Genomic DNA, 21,253 nt, shown 5'->3' on the forward strand with positions numbered 1-21,253 from the left:
CGCACCTGTTGTCCCAAGACGGCGGCCTTTAGGCCGCCATCGCCTTTCCGAGATTGTCGGCGACCTTGTCGAGGAAGCCGGTGGTCGAGAGCCAGCGCTGGTCGGCGCCGACCAGGAGCGCGAGGTCCTTGGTCATGTAGCCCTCTTCGACGGTCGCAACGCAGACCTTCTCCAGGGTGGTGGCGAACTTGGCCAGTTCCGGGTTGTTGTCGAGCTTGGCGCGGTGGGCGAGGCCGCGGGTCCAGGCGAAGATGGACGCGATCGAGTTGGTCGAGGTCTCCTTGCCCTTCTGGTGCTCGCGGTAGTGACGGGTCACGGTGCCGTGCGCGGCTTCGGCTTCCACGGTCTTGCCGTCCGGGGTGAGCAGCACCGAGGTCATCAGGCCGAGCGAGCCGTAGCCCTGGGCCACGGTGTCGGACTGCACGTCGCCGTCATAGTTCTTGCAGGCCCAGACATAGCCGCCGGACCATTTCAGCGCCGAGGCGACCATGTCGTCGATCAAGCGGTGCTCGTAGGTCAGACCCTTGGCGTCGAAGTCCTTCTTGAACTCGCGGTCGAAGACGTCCTGGAAGATGTCCTTGAAGCGGCCGTCATAGACCTTGAGGATGGTGTTCTTGGTCGACAGGTAGACCGGGTAGTTGCGCATCAGGCCATAGTTGAACGAGGCGCGGGCGAAATCGATGATGGAGTCGTCGAGATTGTACATCTGCATCGCGACGCCGGCGCCGTTCGCCTTGAACACTTCCTTCTCGATCACGGCACCGTCCTCGCCGACGAACTTCATCGTCAGGACGCCCTTGCCGGGGAACTTGATGTCGGTCGCGCGATACTGGTCGCCGAAGGCGTGGCGGCCAATGATGATCGGCTTGGACCAGCCGGGAACCAGGCGCGGCACGTTCTTGCAGATGATCGGCTCGCGGAAGATGCAGCCGCCGAGGATGTTGCGGATGGTGCCGTTCGGCGACTTCCACATTTCCTTGAGGCTGAATTCCTTCACCCGGGCCTCGTCGGGGGTGATGGTGGCGCATTTGACGCCGACGCCGACCTTCTTGATGGCGTTGGCGGCGTCGATGGTCACCTGGTCATTGGTCGCATCGCGGTATTCCATGCCCAGATCGAAATAGAGCAGTTCGACATCCAGGAACGGGTTGATCAGCTTGTCCTTGATGTACTGCCAGATGATCCGGGTCATCTCGTCGCCATCGAGTTCGACGACGGGGTTGGACACCTTGATTTTTGCCATGACGGAGAGGCCCTCTTGGGAACAGCGCGCATTTGACCGCGGGTTGGAATACGCCTGCGCTATAGCACCGCCCGGGGGCGGGCGGAAGCGGACCGGTTATGCACTTTAAGCCCATCTTTTAGCCGAGAGCCGCCATTCTGGTCGGACCAGAATGGCGGCTCTGGGTCCTTGTGTTTGACGGGTTTTCTTCACGCGAACCGGTACCCACTTCGCTCGAAAACCCTTCTAAAACGGGACCTGCGTCGCGGTCCCGGCCACGATGTACCAGGTCACGAACAGGCCCGCGATCAGGGCGCCGGGCAGGCTCGATCCGGTCCGCCGCCAGGTGAAGGTCGCGATCGCGGCCACGATCGCGAGCAGCGGCACGAACTGGATCGCGACGATGGTCGAGAGCGGCACGAAACTGGGGTCCGGGATCGGGTTGAGCAGCTTTCCGGTCAGCCACAGCGTGCCGTATTGCAGCACCAGCAGCACGATGAAACCGAATGTCAGCGCCAGGATGTTGGTCAGATAGAGCGCCGCGCGCGGGGCGCCCATGGTCGAGAAATTCCGGTGCAGCACGTGCAGCGCCACGACGAAAAACGCCGTGAACGGAATCAGATAGATCAGGAAGATGAGGAATTGCTTCGCACTCATCAACTTGAGTGCGACGATCCAGAACCTGAAGTCGATCCTGAACGCGAGGTCGGCGAGCCAGAGCGCGGCGTAACCCACCGCAATCGAGGCCACCGCGATCACGACGGATTGACCGATGAGGCCGGCCCGGCTGGCGCGCTTCGGAGCGAACCGCATCAGGGCGAGCGTGATCAGGCCGTTGATGATGGCCCAGACCAGGATCTGGTTGGTGATGCCCTGCGGCAGGAACGCGCTGGGCGTCACGAAGCTGCCGCCGAGCGCAAAGGCCGGGTAATAGGTCAGCGCCGGGATGAAGGCGGACAGGATGAACGCCGTGGTCCAGCGCCGGCCGCTCGCAGCCTCATGCGGGGGCATGGTGCCGTCGGCAACCGCCGGCAGCCGCAGCCGGGAGAACATCGGCGCTTCCAGCAGCCCGTCGAATGTCCCGATCACGAGGGCCACGAAGCCGATCAGCGCGATCAGGGTGCCGATCTCCTTGCGGAACCAGATCTGGTCGTCGACCGGACGCGGGGTGCCGCCGTTTAGCGTCTTCGCGAACCAGTCGAGGCTGTAGCCGATCGCCTCATGCGAGATGTGCTCGGCCGGATGGGTCATCGCCGGCGTATACAGCACCCGCGCGGTGCCGTTGGCCGGATCGCCATAGACCTTGCCCGGCTCGACCGCGCCTTGCGTGCCGAACAGCGCCCAGAGTTTTGGGCTCTTCGTGACGTCGCGGGCGAGGTCGACGCCCCACATCAGGGTGGAGAACTCCTCGTACTGGGCGAACACCAGCGCGGTGTTGCGCGGCCAGCTCGTGGTGCCCTCAGCGGCGAACGGCTTGCCGGTGGACGAGCCCTCCAGCACCATCGACTTGTAGTCGTTGGGCTGAGCTGCCGCCGCCGCCAGCACGGTCCAGCCGCCCATCGAATGGCCCTCGAGCCCGATATTCTCCTTGTCGACGAATTGGAGGCTGCGGAGATAGGCGAGCCCGTCAGGTCCGCCGAAGCCGTTGGCGAAGGAGGGCGGGTCGCTGTAACCGTGGCCGGTCTGGTCGAGCGCCAGCACGACATAGCCGCGGCGGGCGAACTCGATGGCGAAGCCGTCCTGGGTCTCGCGCGAATTGATGTAGCCGTGGACCGCGAGGATGCCGGGCGCCGGAATCTGCGGAGTGGCGTTCGGCGGGATGTAGAGCAGGGCGCTCATCGTGTTGCCCTTGGCGCCCTTGAAGCGGACATCCTCGATCCGGATGCCGCCTGCGGTCTGCGTGAGGTGGGCGAGCAGGCCGCCCGCCACGATCAAGACCAGGCCCACAACCGCCAGCGTCCATCTGCCCCGCATCGTCGTCCCCCCAAGGTGCCTCGCCGTTCAACCGGCGTCTCAAGCGTGCCTTTACAGCTTCGCTTTGGTTGTGGTTGATAGCCTATCCGAAGGCGAAGCGCGCGCAAGCGGCAGCCTTCGCTCTGTGCGAATGGGATTCCGATTGAGGATTCGCAAACGCCGCTAACCCTGTTATCTCCTTGGAGAAAATGGTCCCGCGTAAAACCGGTGCAAAGCTGGTTGCAGGGCCCTGCATAAGAGTTTGAATCAGCCGCTTCGGAAGCTGATTCAAAACCTTCAGACGTTGAATCAGAAAGTGAAGTGAAATGTCCGGCACCGACAAGACCAAGGCAGGGCACGACCTTGCCGGTCCCGTCGTCATCCTGGTCGAGCCGCAGCTTGGCGAGAACATCGGCATGGCCGCGCGCGCGATGGGCAATTTCGCGCTGACCAGGATGCGCATCGTCAAGCCGCGTGACGGCTGGCCGAATGTCGCCGCGCAGCGTGCGGCGGCGGGCGCCGACCACATCATCGGTTCCGTCGAGCTGTTCGACACCGTCGAGCAGGCGATCGCCGACCTCACGCTGGTGTTTGCGACCACCGCGCGCGCCCACGACCAGGCCAAGCCGGTGGTCGGACCGGAGGCGGCGGCGGGCGAGATCGTCGGTCATGTCGCATCCGGCGGCGGCGCCGGCATCCTGTTCGGGCGCGAGCGCTCCGGCCTGACCAACGATGAGGTCGCGCTCGCCAACCGCATCGTCACCTTCCCGGTCAACCCGGGCTTCGCCTCGCTCAATCTGGCGCAGGCCGTGCTGCTGATAGGCTACGAATGGTTCAAGCTCTCGACCGGGGGTACGCTGCCCTTCGCGATGCCCGAAAGGTCCGAGCCGGCCTCCCAGCACCAGATGCAGGCGTTCTTCGACAACCTCGTCGCCGAGCTCGACAAGGTCGAGTTCCTGCGGCCGGCGGAGAAGCGCGACACCATGCTGGTGAACCTGCGCAACATCTTCACCCGCATGGACCCGACCAAGCAGGACATGCACACGCTGCACGGGGTGGTGATGGCGATCGCCGAGGGCCGCAAGGGTCCGGCCAAAGGCGGGGTGCTCGACGGCGCCCAAGCGACCCGGTTGCGGGCGCTGCTCGCCGAACAGGGAGGGGGCGGCGCCGTCGCCGACAACTCCAGCACGGTGCGTGGGCTCGCGCGGCTGCTCCGCCGCAACCCGACCGACGCCGAGCGGATCCTGTGGCAGGCGTTGACCCGGGACCGCCGCTTCGCCGGACAGTTCAAGCGCCAGACCCCGGTCGGCCGCCATATCCCCGATTTCGTCTCCTTCGTGCACCGGATCGCGATCGAGCTGGTCAACCCGAACGAGAGCGACGCCATCGCCGCCGACCGCGCCAAGCGCCGCGCCTGGCTCGAGGCGCGCGACTATCGGGTGGTCGATATGCAGGTGGCTGATGTCGAGCGCGATCTCGACGGCGAACTGGTGCGGCTGGAGCGGAGTCTTCGGCAAGAGCAGTGAGCTTTCGCCGATTCTCTGTCCGCGGGGTAAGAACGGCATTTGAGTACGCGTCTCTTTCCAGCGTCGTCCCTGCCTAGTGCGCAATTGCGCACGGGAGCAGGGACCCATACTCCGCGGCTGCGGTTGTGAACGGGACTCGTCGTTCCACCATCGCGCAACAATTTTTAATTATGGGTCCCTGCGTGCGCAGGGACGACACCGAGTTTGTTGCGCGGGCAGTGATTCATACGTCGGCATTCTCGCGACATGATTTGCCCGAGTCTTGCCATTCGTTTCGCCCTCTCATCTCAAACAGATGGCGCAGGGAAAGCCGGATGCCGATCGCACCCTTGGGTCCCGCGTAATAAAAAACGCGGGTGCCCGTCGTGTCCAACGAGCAACACAATTCCGGACCGCCGCAGGTGCGGTGGGGCGCGATGACGCGGCAGCGCTCAGATACTGACTGCCGCGTGGATGGCGCGGCAATGTTGTACCAGCGCCTCCTGCGAGACCACGAATTCCTTCAACGGCGTCTTGATGTCGTAGAAGTAGATGTTGGCCAAGAAGCCGTAGATGCTGGCGTCAATGGTCGTCGGTCTGTCGCCATGCACATAGCCTTGCCCCGGGATCAAGTTCGCCAGTGCGGCGAGATCGGCAAGCCCGCGGGCCATCGCGGCGTCGGGCTCGAAGCGGCCGATGCCCTGGTAATAGTAGCGTTGGGCGTTGAACTCCTTGGCCTTCATCAACCCGTCGTCGGTGAGGCCCGGATGCTCGCGCTTGAGCGCATCGCGGAACTGGGGCCAGTAGCGCTCGTCCTGCCAGCGCGAATAGGACATCACCCAATAGAGATCGTCGAGCATGCGCGTGATGAGGAGATTGGTCGTGCGTTGCGCCGGCGTCAGCGCCGCGTCCAGCGTCACGCGATATTTCTCGGTGACATAGGCGAGGATGGTCTCGCTGTCGCCGACGGTGTCATGGCCGTCGACGATATAGGGCAATTGCTGGCGCGGCTCCTTCGACGCATCGAAAATATGCTCGTGCCGGAACGGCACGCCGGCGAGCTTCAGAAAAGCGAATACCTTCAGACCGTAGCCATTGTTGTCGGCGACGCCGAACAACGGCGGATAGGAAAAGAGCGTGAGCATGGCGGCTCGTTGCGTTCAAGATCGCTACAGGCTATCTCAAAATTGGTCAGCTGGAAACGCCGGCTAGGTAAGTCCGCGTCGGGACAAACGGCACAAAGACTGCCTCCACCCATGACGACCAAGCCGGGTAGCGTCCGCTTTGTCGTCAGAAGCCGACGTTGACGGTGCACGCTCCTGCGCTCACGCCTTCGAGATGCCGCCGTCGATCACCCGTCCCAATATCTCGTAGCGCTCGCCGCTGAAGCGCACCAGTTGCAACTGCTCGAGCGGATAATGGTCCGATGGCGAGGTATTGACCTTGATGCCTGACAGCAGTAGGTCGGCTTCGAAATCCTTCAGGTTCGCGGCCTGCTTGATGATGCTCTCGGACGAGACGTCGTCGCCGCACTGCTTGAGCACCTGAACCATGACCTGGCTGACGACATAGGCGATCGCGGCGTAGATGTCGTTCTTGGCTGCCGCCGGATCGTACTTGTCGAGGAATGCGCGCCATTTCACGACGGCGGGGTCGCTGTCCCAGGCGGCATCGACGGGGTCCTTCATGTACGCGCTCGAGATGATGCCCTTGGAAATGTCGAAGCCCGCAGCCTTCAGCGTCGAACCCGCGGAGGAGGCGTTGTTGCCGATATAGTGCGTCGGCTGCCAGTTCAGCTCGGCGATCTTCTTGATGCCTTGCGCGGCGAATTTCGGCGTGGTCATGCTCATGAACACGGTGGCGCCGGCGGATTTGCATCGCACCACCTGGCTGTCGATCGTCGGATCCGCCGTCTCGTAGGATAGCTCCGCCACGATCGACGATGCCTTGGCTCCGAGCCCGTCCTTGAAGCCCTTCAGGACGTCGCGGCCGAAATCGTCATTCTGGTAGACGATGCCGATCTTCGCATCGGGCTGCGTCGCGAGAACATGCTGCGCGAAGGTACGTCCCTCGATCTGATAGCAGGGCATGAAGCCCATGGTGTACGGGAAATTCTTGTAGTCGCCGAACTTGGTCGCGCCCGAGGCGATGAACAGCTGCGGGATCTTCTTCTGGTTCATGTACTTCATGATCGCCGCATTGGTGGGCGCACCGAGCGGCGAGAACAGAACGTCGATCTCGTCGCCTTCGACCAGCTTGCGCGCCTGCTCGACGGTCTTGGCCGGGCTGTAGGCGTCGTCATAGGTGATGTATCTGATCATGCGGCCGTTGATGCCGCCTTGCTCGTTGATCATCTTGAAATAGCCGCCGGGCGTGCGGCCGATCGACGAATAGACCGCAGCCGGTCCCGAATAGGCGTCGATATTGCCGATGACGATCTCGGTCTTGCCTTTGGCGATCGCGGGCCTGCCGAGCAGCAGCGTGGCTGACGTGGCGGCGGCGCCCTTGATGAGATGACGGCGGGTTGGCTGGTTCGAACGGTTGCTTGTCATTGGTGTCCTCCGCCTCTTCTTGTTGGCCGTTTGGCATTGTTGGCCGTTTGGCAGCCTCTGACGGGCATCTCGGCTTGAAGCATCCCATGGCGCTTAAGCCGGATCAAACCAGTCTATGGGCGCGGCGCAGTGGAACTTGTGTGCAGTCGCTACTGTCAGAAATATTGTTGCGGTATCAGCGGCCGGAACGAAGGAGCGCCGCACAATGCCGCGCAATACTTGTCTCCTCGCTGGTGGGAATGACCAGCACGTCAACCTGGCTGCCGGCCGCTGTGATGCGTTCCTCTCCGTTTGCGTTGGCCGCGGCATCAAGACGGACGCCGAGCCAGGCGAGTCGATCGCAGATCTGCTGCCTGATCTCGGCGGCGTGCTCGCCGATACCGCCGGTGAACACCAGGCCGTCGAGGCCGGCGAGCGTGTTCGCCATCACGGCGACTTCGGCGGCGACGCGGAAAACGAAGAGGTCGACGGCTTCGCGTGCGGCGGGCTCGCGGCTCGCCAGCAGGGCGCGCATGTCGGCCGATATCCCTGAGGCACCGAGCAGGCCCGAGGCTTCATAGAGCAGGTGCTGCACCTCATCGACCGACATCCTCTCTTCCTGCAACAAATAGAGCAGTACACCCGGGTCGATCGTTCCGCAGCGTGTCCCCATCACGAGACCGTCGAGCGGGGTCAGTCCCATCGTGGTGTCGACGCTCTTGCCCTGATGCAGGGCGCAGAGACTTGCGCCGTTGCCGAGATGCGCGATCACGGTACGCGTCTGCGTCGGGACGAGCGTGGCAAGGCGGCCCGCGACATATTCAAAGGACAGCCCGTGAAAGCCGTAGCGGCGGACGCCGCGCTCTTCAAAGCGCCGGGGAATGGCAAAGCGGCTCGCAGGCGGCGTCAGGCCATGATGAAAGGCGGTATCGAAGCAGGCGATTTGCGTCAGGGCGGGCTGCAGCGACTGCACGATGCGGACCGGCGCGAGACAGCGCGGCTGATGCAGCGGCGCCAGCGGCGTCAACGCGTCGAGCGCCGCAAGGGTTGGCTCGTCGAGCACGATGGGACCCGAGAAGGCGCGCCCGCCATGGACGATACGATGGCCGATGGCGGCAAGCTGGCCGGCCCCGAGATAATCCTCGACCCAGGCCAAGATATCGGCAAACAGGCCGTTGCTGTCAGCTTCGCCGGCGGGGCGCCGCTTCTCGAACAGCGGCTTGCCGGACGCATCAGTCACAACAATGCGCGGCGCGCTCTCCTGCTCGTCGAGCTGGCCCTTGCACCTGAGCTCCGGCTCGGCCGGCGCGATGTGGAACAGGCCGAACTTGACGCTGGAAGAGCCGGCGTTGAGCACCAGGACATTTTCGGACATCGGCGATCTCTTTCGCAGGCACTGCGGATGCGGTGCTTCAGCCCCCCGGGGCACGCGGTGTCGTGCTGCGTGCGCTGCCGGGCCAAACCCAGTCGCGAATTTCCGGCATGTCTTCTCCGTACTCGCGCACGTAGCGCGAATGTTCGATCAGACGGTCGCGGAATTGCTGCTTGACGTGGGCGGCGGCGACGCCGAGCCCCGGCAGCCGCTCGATCGCCTCGATGGCGAGATGGAAGCGGTCGAGCTGGTTCAACACCACCATGTCGAATGGTGTCGTCGTGGTGCCTTCCTCGGCGAAGCCGCGCACGTGCATGCCGGCGTGATTGGCGCGGTTGTAGGTCAGGCGGTGGATCAGATAGGGATAGCCGTGATAGGCGAAGATCACCGGCTTGTCCCGGGTGAACAGGCTGTCGAAGTCCCGGTCGGACAGACCGTGCGGATGCTGCTCCTTCGGCTGCAGCGTCATCAGGTCGACCACGTTGACGACGCGGATCTTCAGGTCCGGCAGCGCCCTGCGCAGCAGGTCAACGGCCGCGAGCGTCTCCAGCGTCGGAACGTCGCCGGCGCAGGCCATCACCAAGTCGGGCTCGGCGTCGGGAAGCTCCGTGCCGGCCCAATTCCAGATGCCGATGCCGGCTTCGCAATGGGTGATCGCTTCGCGCATCGGCAGCCATTGCGGTGACGGCTGCTTGCCCGCGACGATCACGTTGATGCGGTCATAGGTGCGCAGGCAATGATCGGCGACCCAGAGCAGGGTGTTGGCATCCGGCGGGAAGTAGACGCGGACGATATCAGCCTTCTTGTTGGTGACGAGATCGACGAAGCCGGGATCCTGGTGACTGAATCCGTTGTGATCCTGGCGCCAGACATGCGAGGTGAGGAGATAGTTGAGCGACGCGATCGGCCGCCGCCAGGGCAGCTCGCGCGACACCTTCAGCCATTTGGCGTGCTGGTTGAACATCGAATCCACGATATGGATGAAGGCCTCATAGCAGGAGAAGAAGCCGTGGCGACCGGTGAGCAGATAGCCTTCGAGCCAACCCTGGCAGAGATGTTCGCTCAGCACCTCCATCACGCGGCCGTCATGGGCGAGGTGGACGTCATAGGGCTCGATCCCTTCCATCCAGACCCGGTCGGTGGCCTCGAAGACGGCGTCGAGCCGGTTGGAGGCGGTTTCGTCCGGACCCATGATGCGGAAGTTGCGCGCCTCCGCATTCAGCTTCACGGCCTCACTCAAGAACTTGCCGAGCTCGCGCGTGGCCTCGGCGACAACGCCGCCGGGACCGACGACTTCGACGGCATGCGCGCGAAAATCCGGCAGCTTCAGCTCGCGCTTCAAGAGGCCGCCATTGGCGTGCGGGTTGGCTCCCATCCGGCGGTCGCCTGCGGGCGCAAGCGTCTGCAATTCGCCTATGAGCCGCCCGTTCGAATCGAATAGTTTTTCGGGCTCGTAGCTCCGCATCCAACGTTCGAGCAGTTTCAGATGTTCGGGATTGTCGCGCGGATTGGCGATTGGCACTTGATGCGCGCGCCAGAATCCTTCGACCCTCAGCCCGTCGACCTGCTTCGGTCCGGTCCAACCCTTTGGACTCCGCAACACGATCATCGGCCATTTCGGCCGCCGGAAGCTCGCGGTCCGTTCGCGAGCGGCGTGCTGGATCGAGCGGATGTCGGCGAGAGCGCGGTCGACCGCATCAGCCATCAGCCGATGCATCGCATTCGGCTCGTCGCCTTCGACGAACAACGGCTCGTAACCATAACCGACGAAGAGACTGCGGACTTCCTCGTCGCTCATTCGGCCGAGCACGGTCGGATTGGCAATCTTGTAGCCGTTGAGGTGCAGGATCGGCAGCACCGCGCCGTCGTGCACCGGATTGAGGAACTTGTTTGAATGCCAGGATGCGGCGAGCGGACCGGTCTCTGCTTCACCGTCGCCGACCACGCAGGCCACGATCAGGTCGGGATTGTCGAAGGCGGCGCCATAAGCATGGACCAGTGCATAGCCGAGTTCGCCGCCCTCATGGATCGAGCCCGGCGTTTCCGGCGCCGCGTGGCTCGGAATGCCGCCGGGGAAGGAGAATTGGCGGAACAGTTTTCGCAGGCCATCCGTATCGCGCGTCACCTCCGGATAGATCTCGGTGTAGGTGCCTTCGAGATAGGTGTTGGCGACCATGCCGGGGCCGCCATGGCCGGGGCCGCAGATATAAATGACGTTGAGATCAAGGGCGCGGATCGCGCGGTTGAGGTGGGCGTAGACGAAGTTGAGGCCGGGCGTGGTGCCCCAATGGCCGAGCAGCCGCGGCTTGATATGGTACGGCTTGAGGGGCTCCCTGAGCAGCGGATTGTCGAGCAGGTAAATTTGCCCGACGGAGAGATAGTTGGCGGCGCGCCAGTAACGGTCGAGCAGTTCCAGATCGGCGGTGTGCGGTCGTTCGCCTGCGGTCGTCGTCCGTTGCATGCCGGCCTCCCTGGGAAGATGCGAACAAATGACACCAAAGCCCGCCCATCGGTTCCATCGGCATCCACGTTAAATTGCAAACATGACGGCGGCTTGAGCCCAATCAACTCGCGCGGCGATCCGTAAGGACCTGCGCCGGCGTTGCAGGTTCCGCGCCGCCGCGCGGGATGGCTATACTTCGTTGTAGAATGCGTTGGGCGCAGCAAGGTGGGATCAATGATGAATCAACTGGAAGGCAAGGTGGCCGCCGTGACCGGCGCGGCGTCGGGCATTGGCCTTGCGAGCAGCGAGGCGATGCTGGCTTTGGGCGCACGCGTGGTGATGGTCGACCGCGACAGTGCCGCGCTGCAAGCGCTCGCCGGCAAGCACGGCGATGCAGTGATCCCGCTGGTGATCGACCTGCTCGATCCCGCCGAATGCGCGACGCTGCTGCCGAAGGTGCTCGAGACGGCCGGCCAGCTCGACATCCTGCACGCCAATGCCGGGACCTATGTCGGCGGCGACCTCGTCGATGCCGACACCGCCGCGATCGACCGGATGCTGAACCTCAACGTCAATGTCGTGATGAAGAACGTGCACGACGTGCTGCCGCACATGATCGCGCGCGGGACCGGCGACATCATCGTGACGAGCTCGCTCGCCGCGCATTTCCCGACGCCGTGGGAGCCGGTCTATGCGTCGTCGAAATGGGCGGTCAACTGCTTCGTGCAGACGGTGCGGCGCCAGGTGTTCAAGCACGGCATCCGCGTCGGCTCGATCTCGCCCGGACCCGTCATCAGCGCGCTGCTCGCGGACTGGCCGGCGGAGAAGCTTGAGGAGGCCAAGGCGGCCGGAAGCCTGCTGGAGGCCAGCGAGGTCGCCGAGGTCGTGATGTTCATGCTGACCCGGCCGCGCGGCATGACCATCCGCGACGTCGTGATGCTGCCGACGAATTTCGATCTGTAGGCGCGTCCGCGCTACACCGCGACCAGTTGCTCGGCCGCGCTGCCTGCGCGCTTCGGCTTCTTCACCTTTGCCGGCGCGAACAGATTGCTGGCGGCGAGGCCCGCGGTGTCGGCGACGCCGGGATCACACGACACCATGGCCGCGACGATGGCGCCGTCGATCAACAGCGCGAGCTGATGCGCGAGCACGGCCGGCTCGGCGGCGCCCATTTCACCGGCAAGTTTTTCGATGTGCGTCAGCACCACCTTCTTGTGCTTCAGCGCGATATTGCGGAACTGCTTGGCGTCCTTGTCGTGCTCGGCGACCGCATTGATGAACGGGCAGCCGTAGAAGCGCTCCTCGGCGAACCAGGTCTTCAGCGCAGGGAAGATCCGCGTGAGCTTGGTCTGCGGATCGCCGCCGCCGGCCTCGATCGCGCCGATGAACCATTCGCGCCACTGCTTGCCTTCGCTCTCCAGCACCGCGTGGACGAGGTTGGTCTTCGAGCCGAACAGCTTGTAAAGCGTGGTCTTGGCGGTGCCGGCCTCGTCGATGATCGCATCGATGCCGGTGGCGTTGATGCCGTTCTTGCAGAACAGATGCGTCGCCGCCTTCAGCAGGCGTCCGCGTGCGGATTCATCGTCGCCGACGGCGAACGCGGCGGCAGGTTTTTTCTTCGCGAGCGATTTGGCCATGCGCGGCAGTAAATCGGAGCGCGGCAAAATCATCAAGTCGCATCTTCATGCGCACATCCATGCGCTGAAAATCATCGCCGCCGCGGGGCATTTGCCTGGCGATTGAGCAGACTGGCGCTGATCAATGTGCAGGCAGCCGCGGCTAACCGCCTGCGCGATTTCACCTTTTGATTTGGCGCCGGACTGGCACGCTTCGTGCAAGAAACAGACCGTTCGGTATCCTCACCATTCCATCGCTCCCAGGGAGAAAACTGATGACCGCTGTCGCTCAAAAAACCGCACTGACCGGCTGCCTCGCGCCGATCGATAGAGGCGGGCTCGAGCAGCTCATTGCCAATGGCAAGGCCAATCCGAAGGTCATCAAGACCTTGAAGTGCAAGACGGTGGCCGAGGGCAAGTTCCGCCACGCCAACTACATCCGCAACCTCGCGCCCTACATCGTCGACGAGCCGCCGGGCCTGCTCGGCGACGACACCGCGCCCAATCCCTCTGAAGCCTCGCTCGCCGCGCTCGGCTCCTGCCTGGCGGTCGGCCTGCACGCCAATGCCGTGCACCGCGGCTGGACCGTCAACAAGCTCGAGCTGGAGCTCGAGGGCGACCTCAACATCACCGCGGTGTGGGGCACCGGCGACGTCAGCGAGAAGCCGGTCGGCTTCACCGACGTCCGAGTCAAGGTCGACATGGAATGCGAGGGGGTCGCGCAGGGCGAGATCGATGCGCTGGTGGCGCATGTGAAGCAGTGGTCGCCGGTCGCCAACACCTTCACCCGTCCCGTCAATCTCGAGGTCAGCGCGTAACGCTGGACCGGCAATTCAAGGTGCGGAGACCGACCATGGGTTCACTGGCTTTATCGCGGGTCGCAGCTCAAGATCCCGCACCGACCATCACGGACGAGGTCGCGCGCCTCGCCCGTCAGGAACTGGCGCCGCTTGCATCCGCGATCGATGCCGGCTCGGTCTATCCCGGCGACTTCCTGCGCCGGCTCGGCAAGGTCGGCGCATGGAGCAGCCACGTGCCGCAGGAGGGCCCTGCCGACCTGCGCTGGGCCATCCAGTCGACGGCCGCGATCGGCGAGGTCTGCGGCGCCACCGCCTTCATGGCGTGGTGCCAGAACACGCTGGTCTGGTACGTCGCCAACTCCACCAACGTGAAGCTCGCCGCGCGCTTCGGCAACTGTTTCTCCAGCGGGCAGACGCTCGGCGGCACCGGGCTTTCCAATCCGATGAAGAGCTTCTTCGGCATCGAGCGGCTGAAGCTGAAGGGCCGCAAGGTCGATGGCGGTTACATCGTCCGCGGCGCGCTGCCCTGGGTGTCGAATCTCGGGCCCGACCACTACTTCGGGACGATCTTCGAGCGTGAGGACGACAGCGGCAGCAAAGTCGAGCCGGGCGGTACGGTCGTGTTCCTTGCCGATTGCTCCGATCCCGCAATCACGCTGACGCCATGCAAGCCGTTCCTGGCGATGGACGGCACCGGCACCTATGGCGTCCAGTTTCGCGGCGTGTTCGTGCCGGACGAACTGATCCTGGCTGAGCCGGCCGCGCCGTTCGTGCAGAAAATCCGCGCCGGCTTCATCCTGCTGCAGGCCGGCATGGGCCTCGGGTTGATGAAGGACTGCATCAACATCATGGACGAGGTTCACGCGCCGCTCGGTCACGTCAACCGCTATCTGCCGCAGCAGCCGCTGCAATTCCGCGAGCTCTATGCCGAGTTCGAGAAGGAGGCGATGACGCTGGCGCAGGATCCCTACAACGCCGATGACAGCTACTGGCGGCGTGTCGTCGCGCTGCGGCTGCGCATCGGCGACGCCAGCGTCGCGGTCGCGCATGCCGCGATGCTCCATTGCGGCGCGCGCGGCTATCTGATGAGCCACCGCGCCCAGCGCAGGCTACGCGAAGCCTATTTCGTCGCCATCGTCACGCCCGCCACCAAGCAGCTGCGCAAGATGCTGGCGGACGCGTGACAGGAGTTCGGGACCACCACAACTGCAACCACGAACAGGAGAGGCTGCCATGACGGACGTTCTGATCACCGCCAGCGAACTTGCCGAGCTCGTCACAAAAGAACCGTGTGTCATCATCGACACGCGGAATCCGGATGCCTACGCGGCGGGACACCTGCCGGGCGCGGTCAATGTGCATGATGTCTTCACCTATCTTGCGACCTCGACCCCGGAGGGCATGCACGAGCTAAAGACCAAGTTCGCCGACGCGTTCGGCGCCGCCGGCCTCTCCGGCGAGGAGACCGCCGTGATCTACGAGCAGTCGATGAACTCCGGCTTCGGCCAATCCTGCCGCGGCTACTATCTGCTCACGATGCTGGGCTATCCCAATATCAAGGTGCTGCATGGCGGCTTCGATGCTTGGAAGGCGGCGGACCTGCCGGTCACCACCGACGTTGCGGTGCCGGCGAAGGCCTCCTTTGCGATCGTGCCTGAGGCCGGCGACATCATGATCGACGCCAAGGCGATGCTGGCCGCGGTCGGCAAGCCCGGCGTCGCGATCCTCGACGTGCGCGATGTCGACGAGTGGATCGGCGAAAGCTCCTCGCCCTACGGCAAGGATTTCTGCCCGCGCAAGGGCCGCATTCCCGGCGCGGTGTGGCTGGAATGGTACCGGATGATGAAGCCGACCGCCGAGGGCCCGCGCTTCAAGTCGAAGGACGAGATCCTCGCGGAGTGCGCCACGGTCGGAATCTCGCAGACCACGCCGGTCTATCTCTACTGCTTCAAGGGCGCGCGCGCCTCGAACACCTTCCTGGCGTTGAAGAACGCCGGCGTGAAGGACGTGCGGATGTACTTCGGCTCATGGAACGAGTGGTCGCGCGACCCGTCGCTGCCGATCGACGAGGGCTTGCCGACCGCTGCCGTCGTCACCGGCAAGGCGGCATAGAATCTGCATGTTTGTCGGCGTCCGGCGGCGCAAAACGCGGCCGGACGCCGATCAATGCACCGGATCGCGGAGCTCTCTGCGTTTCGGTGCGACAAGGGGGCGCATGATGTCCATCTTCGATGATCCCTTCGACGCCGACCGCGCGCTGGTGCGATCGGGCTGCGCCTGTGGCCAGCATCGCTCCGCGGCCGAGCACGACAGTGCCGAGCGAGCGTTGCGTTGCGAGCCGGTCGCTGCCGTGAACGAGGAGAAGCGTTACGAGGGCATCGTCGCGTCGGCGGTGATGCGGGCGGTGTTTCCGCAGGACATTGCGCGCCGCGCCTTTCTGAAATCGGTCGGTGCCGCGACGGCGCTTGCCGCGCTGTCGCAGTTCTTCCCGCTGAAGACGGCGACGGAGGCGTTCGCCGAAGCCGGTGCGCCGGAGAAGAAGGACCTCAAGGTCGGCTTCATCCCGATCACCTGCGCGACCCCCATCATCATGGCGGCGCCGCTCGGCTTCTATGCCAAGCAGGGCCTCAACGTCGAGGTGGTGAAGACCGCCGGCTGGGCCGTCATCCGCGACAAGACCATCAACAAGGAATACGACGCCGCCCACATGCTGGCGCCGATGCCGATCGCGATCTCGCTCGGCCTTGGCGCCAATGCGATCCCGTTCACCGTGCCCGCGATCGAGAACATCAACGGGCAGGGCATCACGCTTGCCATGAAGCACAAGGACAGGCGCGACCCGAAGGACTGGAAGGGTATGAAGTTCGCCATTCCATTCGACTACTCCATGCACAATTACCTGCTGCGCTACTATCTCGCCGAGCACGGGCTCGATCCGGATACCGACGTGCAGCTTCGTTCGGTGCCGCCGCCCGAGATGGTTGCCAATCTGCGCGCCGACAACATCGATGGCTTCCTCGCGCCCGACAACATCTGCCAGCGCGCGATCTATGACGGCGCAGGCTTCCTGCACATCCTGTCCAGGGAGATCTGGGACGGACATCCCTGCTGCAGCTTTGCGGCGAGCCGCGAGTTCATCACGACGGCGCCGAATTCCTTCGCAGCGCTGACCCGCGCGATCGTGGACGCCACCGGCTACGCCGCGAAGGCCGAGAACCGCAAGCAGATCGCGGAAGCGATCGCGCCGGCCAACTACATCAACGCGCCGGTGACGGTGCTGGAGCAGGTGTTGACGGGCACTTATGCCGACGGCCTCGGCGGCGTGAAGACCGATCCGAGGCGGGTCGACTTCGATCCATTCCCCTGGCAGTCATTTGCGGTGTGGATGCTGACGCAGATGAAGCGCTGGGGCCAGATCAAGGGCGAGGTCGATTACAACGCAGTCGCCGAGCAGGTCTATCTTGCCACCGACACCAAGAAGGTGATGGCCGAGATGGGGCTGACGCCGCCGACCACCGCCACCAAATCATTCTCGGTGATGGGCAAGAGTTTCGATCCGGCCAAGCCTGGGGATTATCTCGCGAGCTTCAAGATCAGGAAGTCGTCGTGAGCGGGGAGGTGGGCTCACCTACGTCGTCCCTGCGAAAGCAGGGACCCATAACCACGACCGTTGGTGATTGTGCACGGTGTCTCCCCGCGTGCCTCGCCAAGGCGGCACGGCGTATGGGTCGCTGCTTCCGCAGGGACGACGGGCTGAGGGAGATCGCGCAATGACTCTGAACCTCCGTCTTCGCTCTGCGATCGTTTCCGTCGTGCTGCTCGCCGCCTTCCTCGGCGCCTGGCACCTTGCGACCCGCGGCAGCGGCGCGGCTGCCAATATGAGCCCCGAATACGCCAAGCTGATGGGGCTGACGGCGACGCAAGGCAAGTCGGCGATGCCAGGACCCTTGGATGTCGGCGCAAAACTGTGGGAGCACTTGAGGCGGCCGTTCTACGATAACGGACCGAACGACAAGGGGCTCGGCATCCAGCTCGCCTATTCGATCGGACGCGTCGGGCTCGGCTACCTCATCGCGGTCATCGTCGCGATCCCGCTCGGCTTCATGATCGGCATGTCGCCCCTGATCAGCAAGGCACTCGATCCGTTCATCCAGCTGCTGAAGCCGATCTCGCCGCTCGCCTGGATGCCGCTGGCGCTCTACACCATCAAGGATTCCTCGATCTCGGCGATCTTCGTCATCTTCATCTGCTCGGTGTGGCCGATGCTGCTCAACACCGCGTTCGGCGTGGCCGGCGTCCGCAAGGAGTGGATCAACGTGGCGCGGACGCTTGAGGTCGGCACCGTCAGGCGCGCCTTCACCGTGATCCTGCCGGCCGCGGCGCCGACGATTCTCACCGGCATGCGGATCTCGATCGGAATAGCCTGGCTCGTGATCGTCGCCGCCGAGATGCTGGTCGGCGGCACCGGCATCGGCTACTTCGTCTGGAACGAGTGGAACAATCTGTCGATCACCAATGTGATCATTGCGATCCTGCTGATCGGTCTCGTTGGCATGCTGCTCGACCAGGTGCTTGCCCGCTTCACGCGCATGGTGACGTTCCCGGAGTAGCGATGACCGACAAATTCATTTCCATCGAAGGTATCGCCCGCCGCTATCCCTCCGCGAGCGGCGGCACCACTGCGGTGTTCGAGAACTTCTGGCTGGCGATGGCGCGCGGCGAATTCGGCTGCGTGATCGGCCATTCCGGCTGCGGCAAGACCACGGTGCTGAACATTCTCGCCGGCCTCGACGAGCCGAGCGAGGGGGCGGTCATCGTCGACGGACAGGGCATCGAGGGCACCAGCCTCGACCGCGCCGTGATCTTCCAGAGCCACGCGCTGCTGCCGTGGCGCACGGTGCTCGGCAATGTCGGCTACGCCGTCAGCTCGAAATGGCGCAAATGGGACCGCGCGCGGGTCAAGGCGCACGCGCAGAAGTTCATCAATCTGGTCGGGCTCAGCGGCTCCGAGCACAAGCATCCCTCGGAGCTGTCCGGCGGCATGAAGCAGCGCGTCGGCATCGCGCGGGCGCTGTCGATCACCCCGAAGATCATGCTGATGGACGAGCCGTTCTCGGCGCTCGACGCGCTCACCCGTGGCACGTTGCAAGATGAAGTGCGGCGTATCTGTCTCGAGACCGGGCAGACCACCTTCATGATCACCCATGACGTCGATGAGGCAATCTTCCTCGCCGACAAGATCTTTCTGATGACCAACGGTCCGGGCGCGGTGCTAGCCGAGATCGTCGAAAACCCGCTACCGAAGGACCGCGGCCGCATCGACCTGCACCGCCATCCCTATTACTATGCGCTGCGCAACCATATCGTCGATTTCCTGGTCAGCCGGAGCAAGAGCTTTGCGGCCGAGGTGACCGGTCACGATCCGCGCCAGGTGCCGACGGTGCGGCCAGGTGTCGGGGAGCCTACGATCGTCTCGCCGGCGCGCGTTGTCGAACCCAATCCCGCGCAGAGTGCTGCGCGCTGAAGCCTGAGGAGGAAACCTAATGAAACGCGAAGACCTCACCGAGAAGCTGCTCGACATCAAGCGCGAGAAGGGCTGGAGCTGGAAATATATCTGCGAAAAGATCGGCGGCTATTCCGAGGTGCTGATAACCGGCGCGATCCTCGGCCAGATGAAGCTGACAAAGCCGCAGGCGGCGAATGCCGGCGAGCTGTTCGGCCTGTCGAAGTCCGAGATCACGATGCTGAACGAGACCCCGATGCGCGGCATGCCGATGCCGCCGACCGATCCGCTGATCTATCGCTTCTACGAGCTCGTGATGGTCAACGGGCCGGCCTGGAAGGCGCTGATCGAGGAAGAGTATGGCGACGGCATCATGTCGGCGATCGACTTCGACATGGTGATGGAGCGGCTGCCGAACCCGAAGGGCGACCGCGTCAAGATCACCATGAGCGGCAAGTTCCTGCCGTACAAATATTACGGCGCCAGCGGCAACGTGCCAGAATACGGCTTCAAGGAGGAGTAAGCGGGCGAATAGCGAATGGCGAATAGTGAGATGGTATCTTCCTCATTCGCTATTCGCTACTCACTATTCGCGAGCGCTTCAGACCACCTCTGACATCACAGGATCGTGCCTGGCGCGTAGCTCGCCGCTTCGGGCCTGGCGCGGGCCAGAGCCTCGACCTGCTCGGCGAAGTAATCGACCTGGGCCCCGGCGTCGCCGGAGTTGGCGCGACCGTGATCGAGCACAAGCTGCAGTTCGGCTGCGCTCAAGCCCAGACGCTGATCGGCGGCGAGGCGCTGCAGCAAATCGTTCTGCACGATCTTGCCGGTGCGGAGGTCGCCGATGGCAGCAACGGCATGCTCCTTGATCGCCTCGTGCGCGCCTTCACGGCCGGCGCCCTTCTTCACCGCTTCCATCATCACCGTGGTGGTCAGCAGGAAGGGGAGGTAGCGGTTGAGCTCAGTCTCGACGACCGCCTCGAACACGTCCATCTGATCGAGCACGGTGAGCAGGGTTTCGAGCAGTCCATCCGTGGCGAGGAAGGCATCGGGCAGCATGACGCGACGGACGACGGAGCAGGAGACATCGCCCTCGTTCCACTGATCGCCGGCGAGCCCTGAGGCCATGGCGAGATAGCCCTTCAAGATCACATGCAGGCCATTGATGCGCTCGCAAGAGCGGCTGTTCATCTTGTGCGGCATGGCCGAGGAACCAACCTGGCCTTTCGCAAAACCTTCGCTGGCGAGTTCGTGGCCCGCCATCAGGCGTATGGTTTTGGCGAAGTTGCCGGGGCCGCTGGCGAGCTCGGTGAGGACGCTGACCGCACGGAAGTCGAGGCTGCGCGGATACACCTGACCAACGGCATCAAGGGCCTTCGGCAGGCCGAGGTGAACGAGGATGCGCTGCTCGAGCGCGCGCGCCTTGCCGGCATCACCATTGAACAGGGTGATCTGGTCGAGACGAGTGCCCACCGCGCCCTTCAGGCCGCGCGCGGGATAGGTTTGCAGCACATTGACCAGGCTCTGATGCGCCAGCAGCATCTCTTCGCCAGACATGGCGATGCGCTTGCCGAGCGTGGTGACCTGCGCCGCCACATTGTGGGTGCGTGCAGTGAACGGGATGTCGCGCAATTGCCGCGCGCGCCTGGCAAATCGAACGAGCGCGGCGACGCTCTTGGTCTCGACGAGCTGCAACGCGCGGTAGACCTGCAGTTGCTCCACGTTCTCCGTGAGGTCGCGGCTGGTCATGCCCTTGTGCAGGTGCTCGTGACCGGCAAGATCGCAGAACTCCTCGATGCGTGCCTTGACGTCGTGGCGGGTGACGCGCTCCCGCTGCATGATGGACTTGAGGTTGATCTGGTCCTTCACGCGCTCGTAGCTTTCGATCACGCCTTCCGGAACCGGAATGCCGAGATCGCGCTGGCCCTTCAGCACGGCGATCCAGTAGTCGCGTTCGAGGCGAACCTTGCCCTCGCCACTCCAGATGGCGCGCATGGCGGGTGAGGCATAACGTTCCGCGAGGACGTTGGAAATGTGATCTTGGGACATGATCCCGCTCTCTTGGCATTACCTGGAGCCGGCTGCAAGCCGTGAGCTGCTCTGGCTTGTCGAGAGCGATAGCACCAGGGCGGCTTGCGGCGTTGCCCCACCATACCAGATCCCTACGGACGCCGCCCCAGGCAATCCGGGGCGGCGCCGGCCGACGGCTCGCCGCCGCCGCACCTCGCAATGACGCGGGCACGTCGCTGGTCCAGTTCTCTCTGTCCGTCGTTTTGTACGGTCGCGCAAATCGAAGCGCGCCGCCGCG

17 protein-coding genes are annotated in these 21,253 nt (G+C 64.1%); 9 read left to right on the plus strand and 8 right to left on the minus strand.

The features are described from left to right. Nucleotides 1-28: 28 nt before the first annotated feature. On the minus strand, nucleotides 29-1,243 hold the full coding sequence (locus ABIB78_RS19780; protein ID WP_429027582.1) for an NADP-dependent isocitrate dehydrogenase: 1,215 nt from the start codon (nucleotides 1,241-1,243) through the stop codon (nucleotides 29-31). A gap of 225 nt (nucleotides 1,244-1,468) precedes the next feature. After that, on the minus strand, nucleotides 1,469-3,196 hold the full coding sequence (locus ABIB78_RS19785; RefSeq protein ID WP_429027584.1) for an alpha/beta hydrolase family protein: 1,728 nt from the start codon (nucleotides 3,194-3,196) through the stop codon (nucleotides 1,469-1,471). A gap of 305 nt (nucleotides 3,197-3,501) precedes the next feature. Here ABIB78_RS19785 and ABIB78_RS19790 point away from each other — a divergent pair, with 305 nt between their 5' ends. Then, nucleotides 3,502-4,701 carry a TrmJ/YjtD family RNA methyltransferase gene (locus ABIB78_RS19790; RefSeq protein WP_429027586.1) on the plus strand — a complete coding sequence of 400 codons (1,200 nt, stop codon included), beginning with the start codon at nucleotides 3,502-3,504 and terminating at the stop codon, nucleotides 4,699-4,701. Nucleotides 4,702-5,132: 431 nt separating this feature from the next. Here the strand turns inward: ABIB78_RS19790 and ABIB78_RS19795 are convergent, their stop codons facing one another. The 4 genes from ABIB78_RS19795 to ABIB78_RS19810 form a co-directional block, all read right to left on the minus strand. Then, a complete protein-coding gene (locus ABIB78_RS19795; protein ID WP_429027588.1) occupies nucleotides 5,133-5,825 on the minus strand; it encodes a glutathione S-transferase C-terminal domain-containing protein in 693 nt (230 codons plus the stop codon). A 180-nt stretch (nucleotides 5,826-6,005) separates the two neighbouring features. Further along, nucleotides 6,006-7,232 (minus strand): ABC transporter substrate-binding protein, encoded by a 1,227-nt coding sequence (locus ABIB78_RS19800; RefSeq protein WP_429027590.1) that lies wholly within the window; start codon nucleotides 7,230-7,232, stop codon nucleotides 6,006-6,008. Between the two features lie 175 nt (nucleotides 7,233-7,407). Beyond that, on the minus strand, nucleotides 7,408-8,586 hold the full coding sequence (locus ABIB78_RS19805) for an acetate/propionate family kinase (RefSeq protein ID WP_429027593.1): 1,179 nt from the start codon (nucleotides 8,584-8,586) through the stop codon (nucleotides 7,408-7,410). A 37-nt stretch (nucleotides 8,587-8,623) separates the two neighbouring features. Next, entirely contained in the window at nucleotides 8,624-11,044 is a 2,421-nt protein-coding gene (locus tag ABIB78_RS19810) for a phosphoketolase family protein (RefSeq protein WP_429027596.1), read from the minus strand. 216 nt (nucleotides 11,045-11,260) lie between these two features. Here ABIB78_RS19810 and ABIB78_RS19815 point away from each other — a divergent pair, with 216 nt between their 5' ends. Next, a complete protein-coding gene (locus ABIB78_RS19815; RefSeq protein WP_429027598.1) occupies nucleotides 11,261-11,989 on the plus strand; it encodes an SDR family oxidoreductase in 729 nt (242 codons plus the stop codon). Between the two features lie 11 nt (nucleotides 11,990-12,000). Here ABIB78_RS19815 and ABIB78_RS19820 read toward each other — a convergent pair whose 3' ends face one another. Further along, complete coding sequence (locus tag ABIB78_RS19820; protein ID WP_429027601.1) at nucleotides 12,001-12,663, minus strand: TetR/AcrR family transcriptional regulator; 663 nt, start codon at nucleotides 12,661-12,663, stop codon at nucleotides 12,001-12,003. A 254-nt stretch (nucleotides 12,664-12,917) separates the two neighbouring features. Here ABIB78_RS19820 and ABIB78_RS19825 point away from each other — a divergent pair, with 254 nt between their 5' ends. From ABIB78_RS19825 to cynS, 7 genes are all read left to right on the plus strand, one after another. Continuing rightward, a complete protein-coding gene (locus tag ABIB78_RS19825; protein ID WP_429027603.1) occupies nucleotides 12,918-13,460 on the plus strand; it encodes an OsmC family protein in 543 nt (180 codons plus the stop codon). Between the two features lie 35 nt (nucleotides 13,461-13,495). Beyond that, nucleotides 13,496-14,626, plus strand: coding sequence for an acyl-CoA dehydrogenase family protein (locus tag ABIB78_RS19830; protein ID WP_429027606.1), 1,131 nt, complete (start codon nucleotides 13,496-13,498; stop codon nucleotides 14,624-14,626). A 49-nt stretch (nucleotides 14,627-14,675) separates the two neighbouring features. Continuing rightward, nucleotides 14,676-15,554: a sulfurtransferase gene (locus tag ABIB78_RS19835; protein WP_429027609.1), complete on the plus strand. Its 879-nt coding sequence runs from the start codon at nucleotides 14,676-14,678 to the stop codon at nucleotides 15,552-15,554. A 106-nt stretch (nucleotides 15,555-15,660) separates the two neighbouring features. Further along, a complete protein-coding gene (locus ABIB78_RS19840; RefSeq protein WP_429027611.1) occupies nucleotides 15,661-17,052 on the plus strand; it encodes a CmpA/NrtA family ABC transporter substrate-binding protein in 1,392 nt (463 codons plus the stop codon). Nucleotides 17,053-17,212: 160 nt separating this feature from the next. Further along, complete coding sequence (gene ntrB / locus ABIB78_RS19845; RefSeq protein ID WP_429027613.1) at nucleotides 17,213-18,052, plus strand: nitrate ABC transporter permease; 840 nt, start codon at nucleotides 17,213-17,215, stop codon at nucleotides 18,050-18,052. Between the two features lie 2 nt (nucleotides 18,053-18,054). Then, complete coding sequence (locus ABIB78_RS19850; RefSeq protein ID WP_429027615.1) at nucleotides 18,055-18,966, plus strand: ABC transporter ATP-binding protein; 912 nt, start codon at nucleotides 18,055-18,057, stop codon at nucleotides 18,964-18,966. Nucleotides 18,967-18,985: 19 nt separating this feature from the next. Then, on the plus strand, nucleotides 18,986-19,468 hold the full coding sequence (cynS, locus tag ABIB78_RS19855) for a cyanase (protein WP_429027616.1): 483 nt from the start codon (nucleotides 18,986-18,988) through the stop codon (nucleotides 19,466-19,468). A 95-nt stretch (nucleotides 19,469-19,563) separates the two neighbouring features. Here cynS and purB read toward each other — a convergent pair whose 3' ends face one another. Then, nucleotides 19,564-20,994 carry an adenylosuccinate lyase gene (gene purB / locus ABIB78_RS19860; protein WP_429027617.1) on the minus strand — a complete coding sequence of 477 codons (1,431 nt, stop codon included), beginning with the start codon at nucleotides 20,992-20,994 and terminating at the stop codon, nucleotides 19,564-19,566. Between the last annotated feature and the right edge of the window lie 259 nt (nucleotides 20,995-21,253).

Source organism: Bradyrhizobium sp. I1.14.4 (assembly GCF_050435825.1).
Classification (GTDB): domain Bacteria; phylum Pseudomonadota; class Alphaproteobacteria; order Rhizobiales; family Xanthobacteraceae; genus Bradyrhizobium.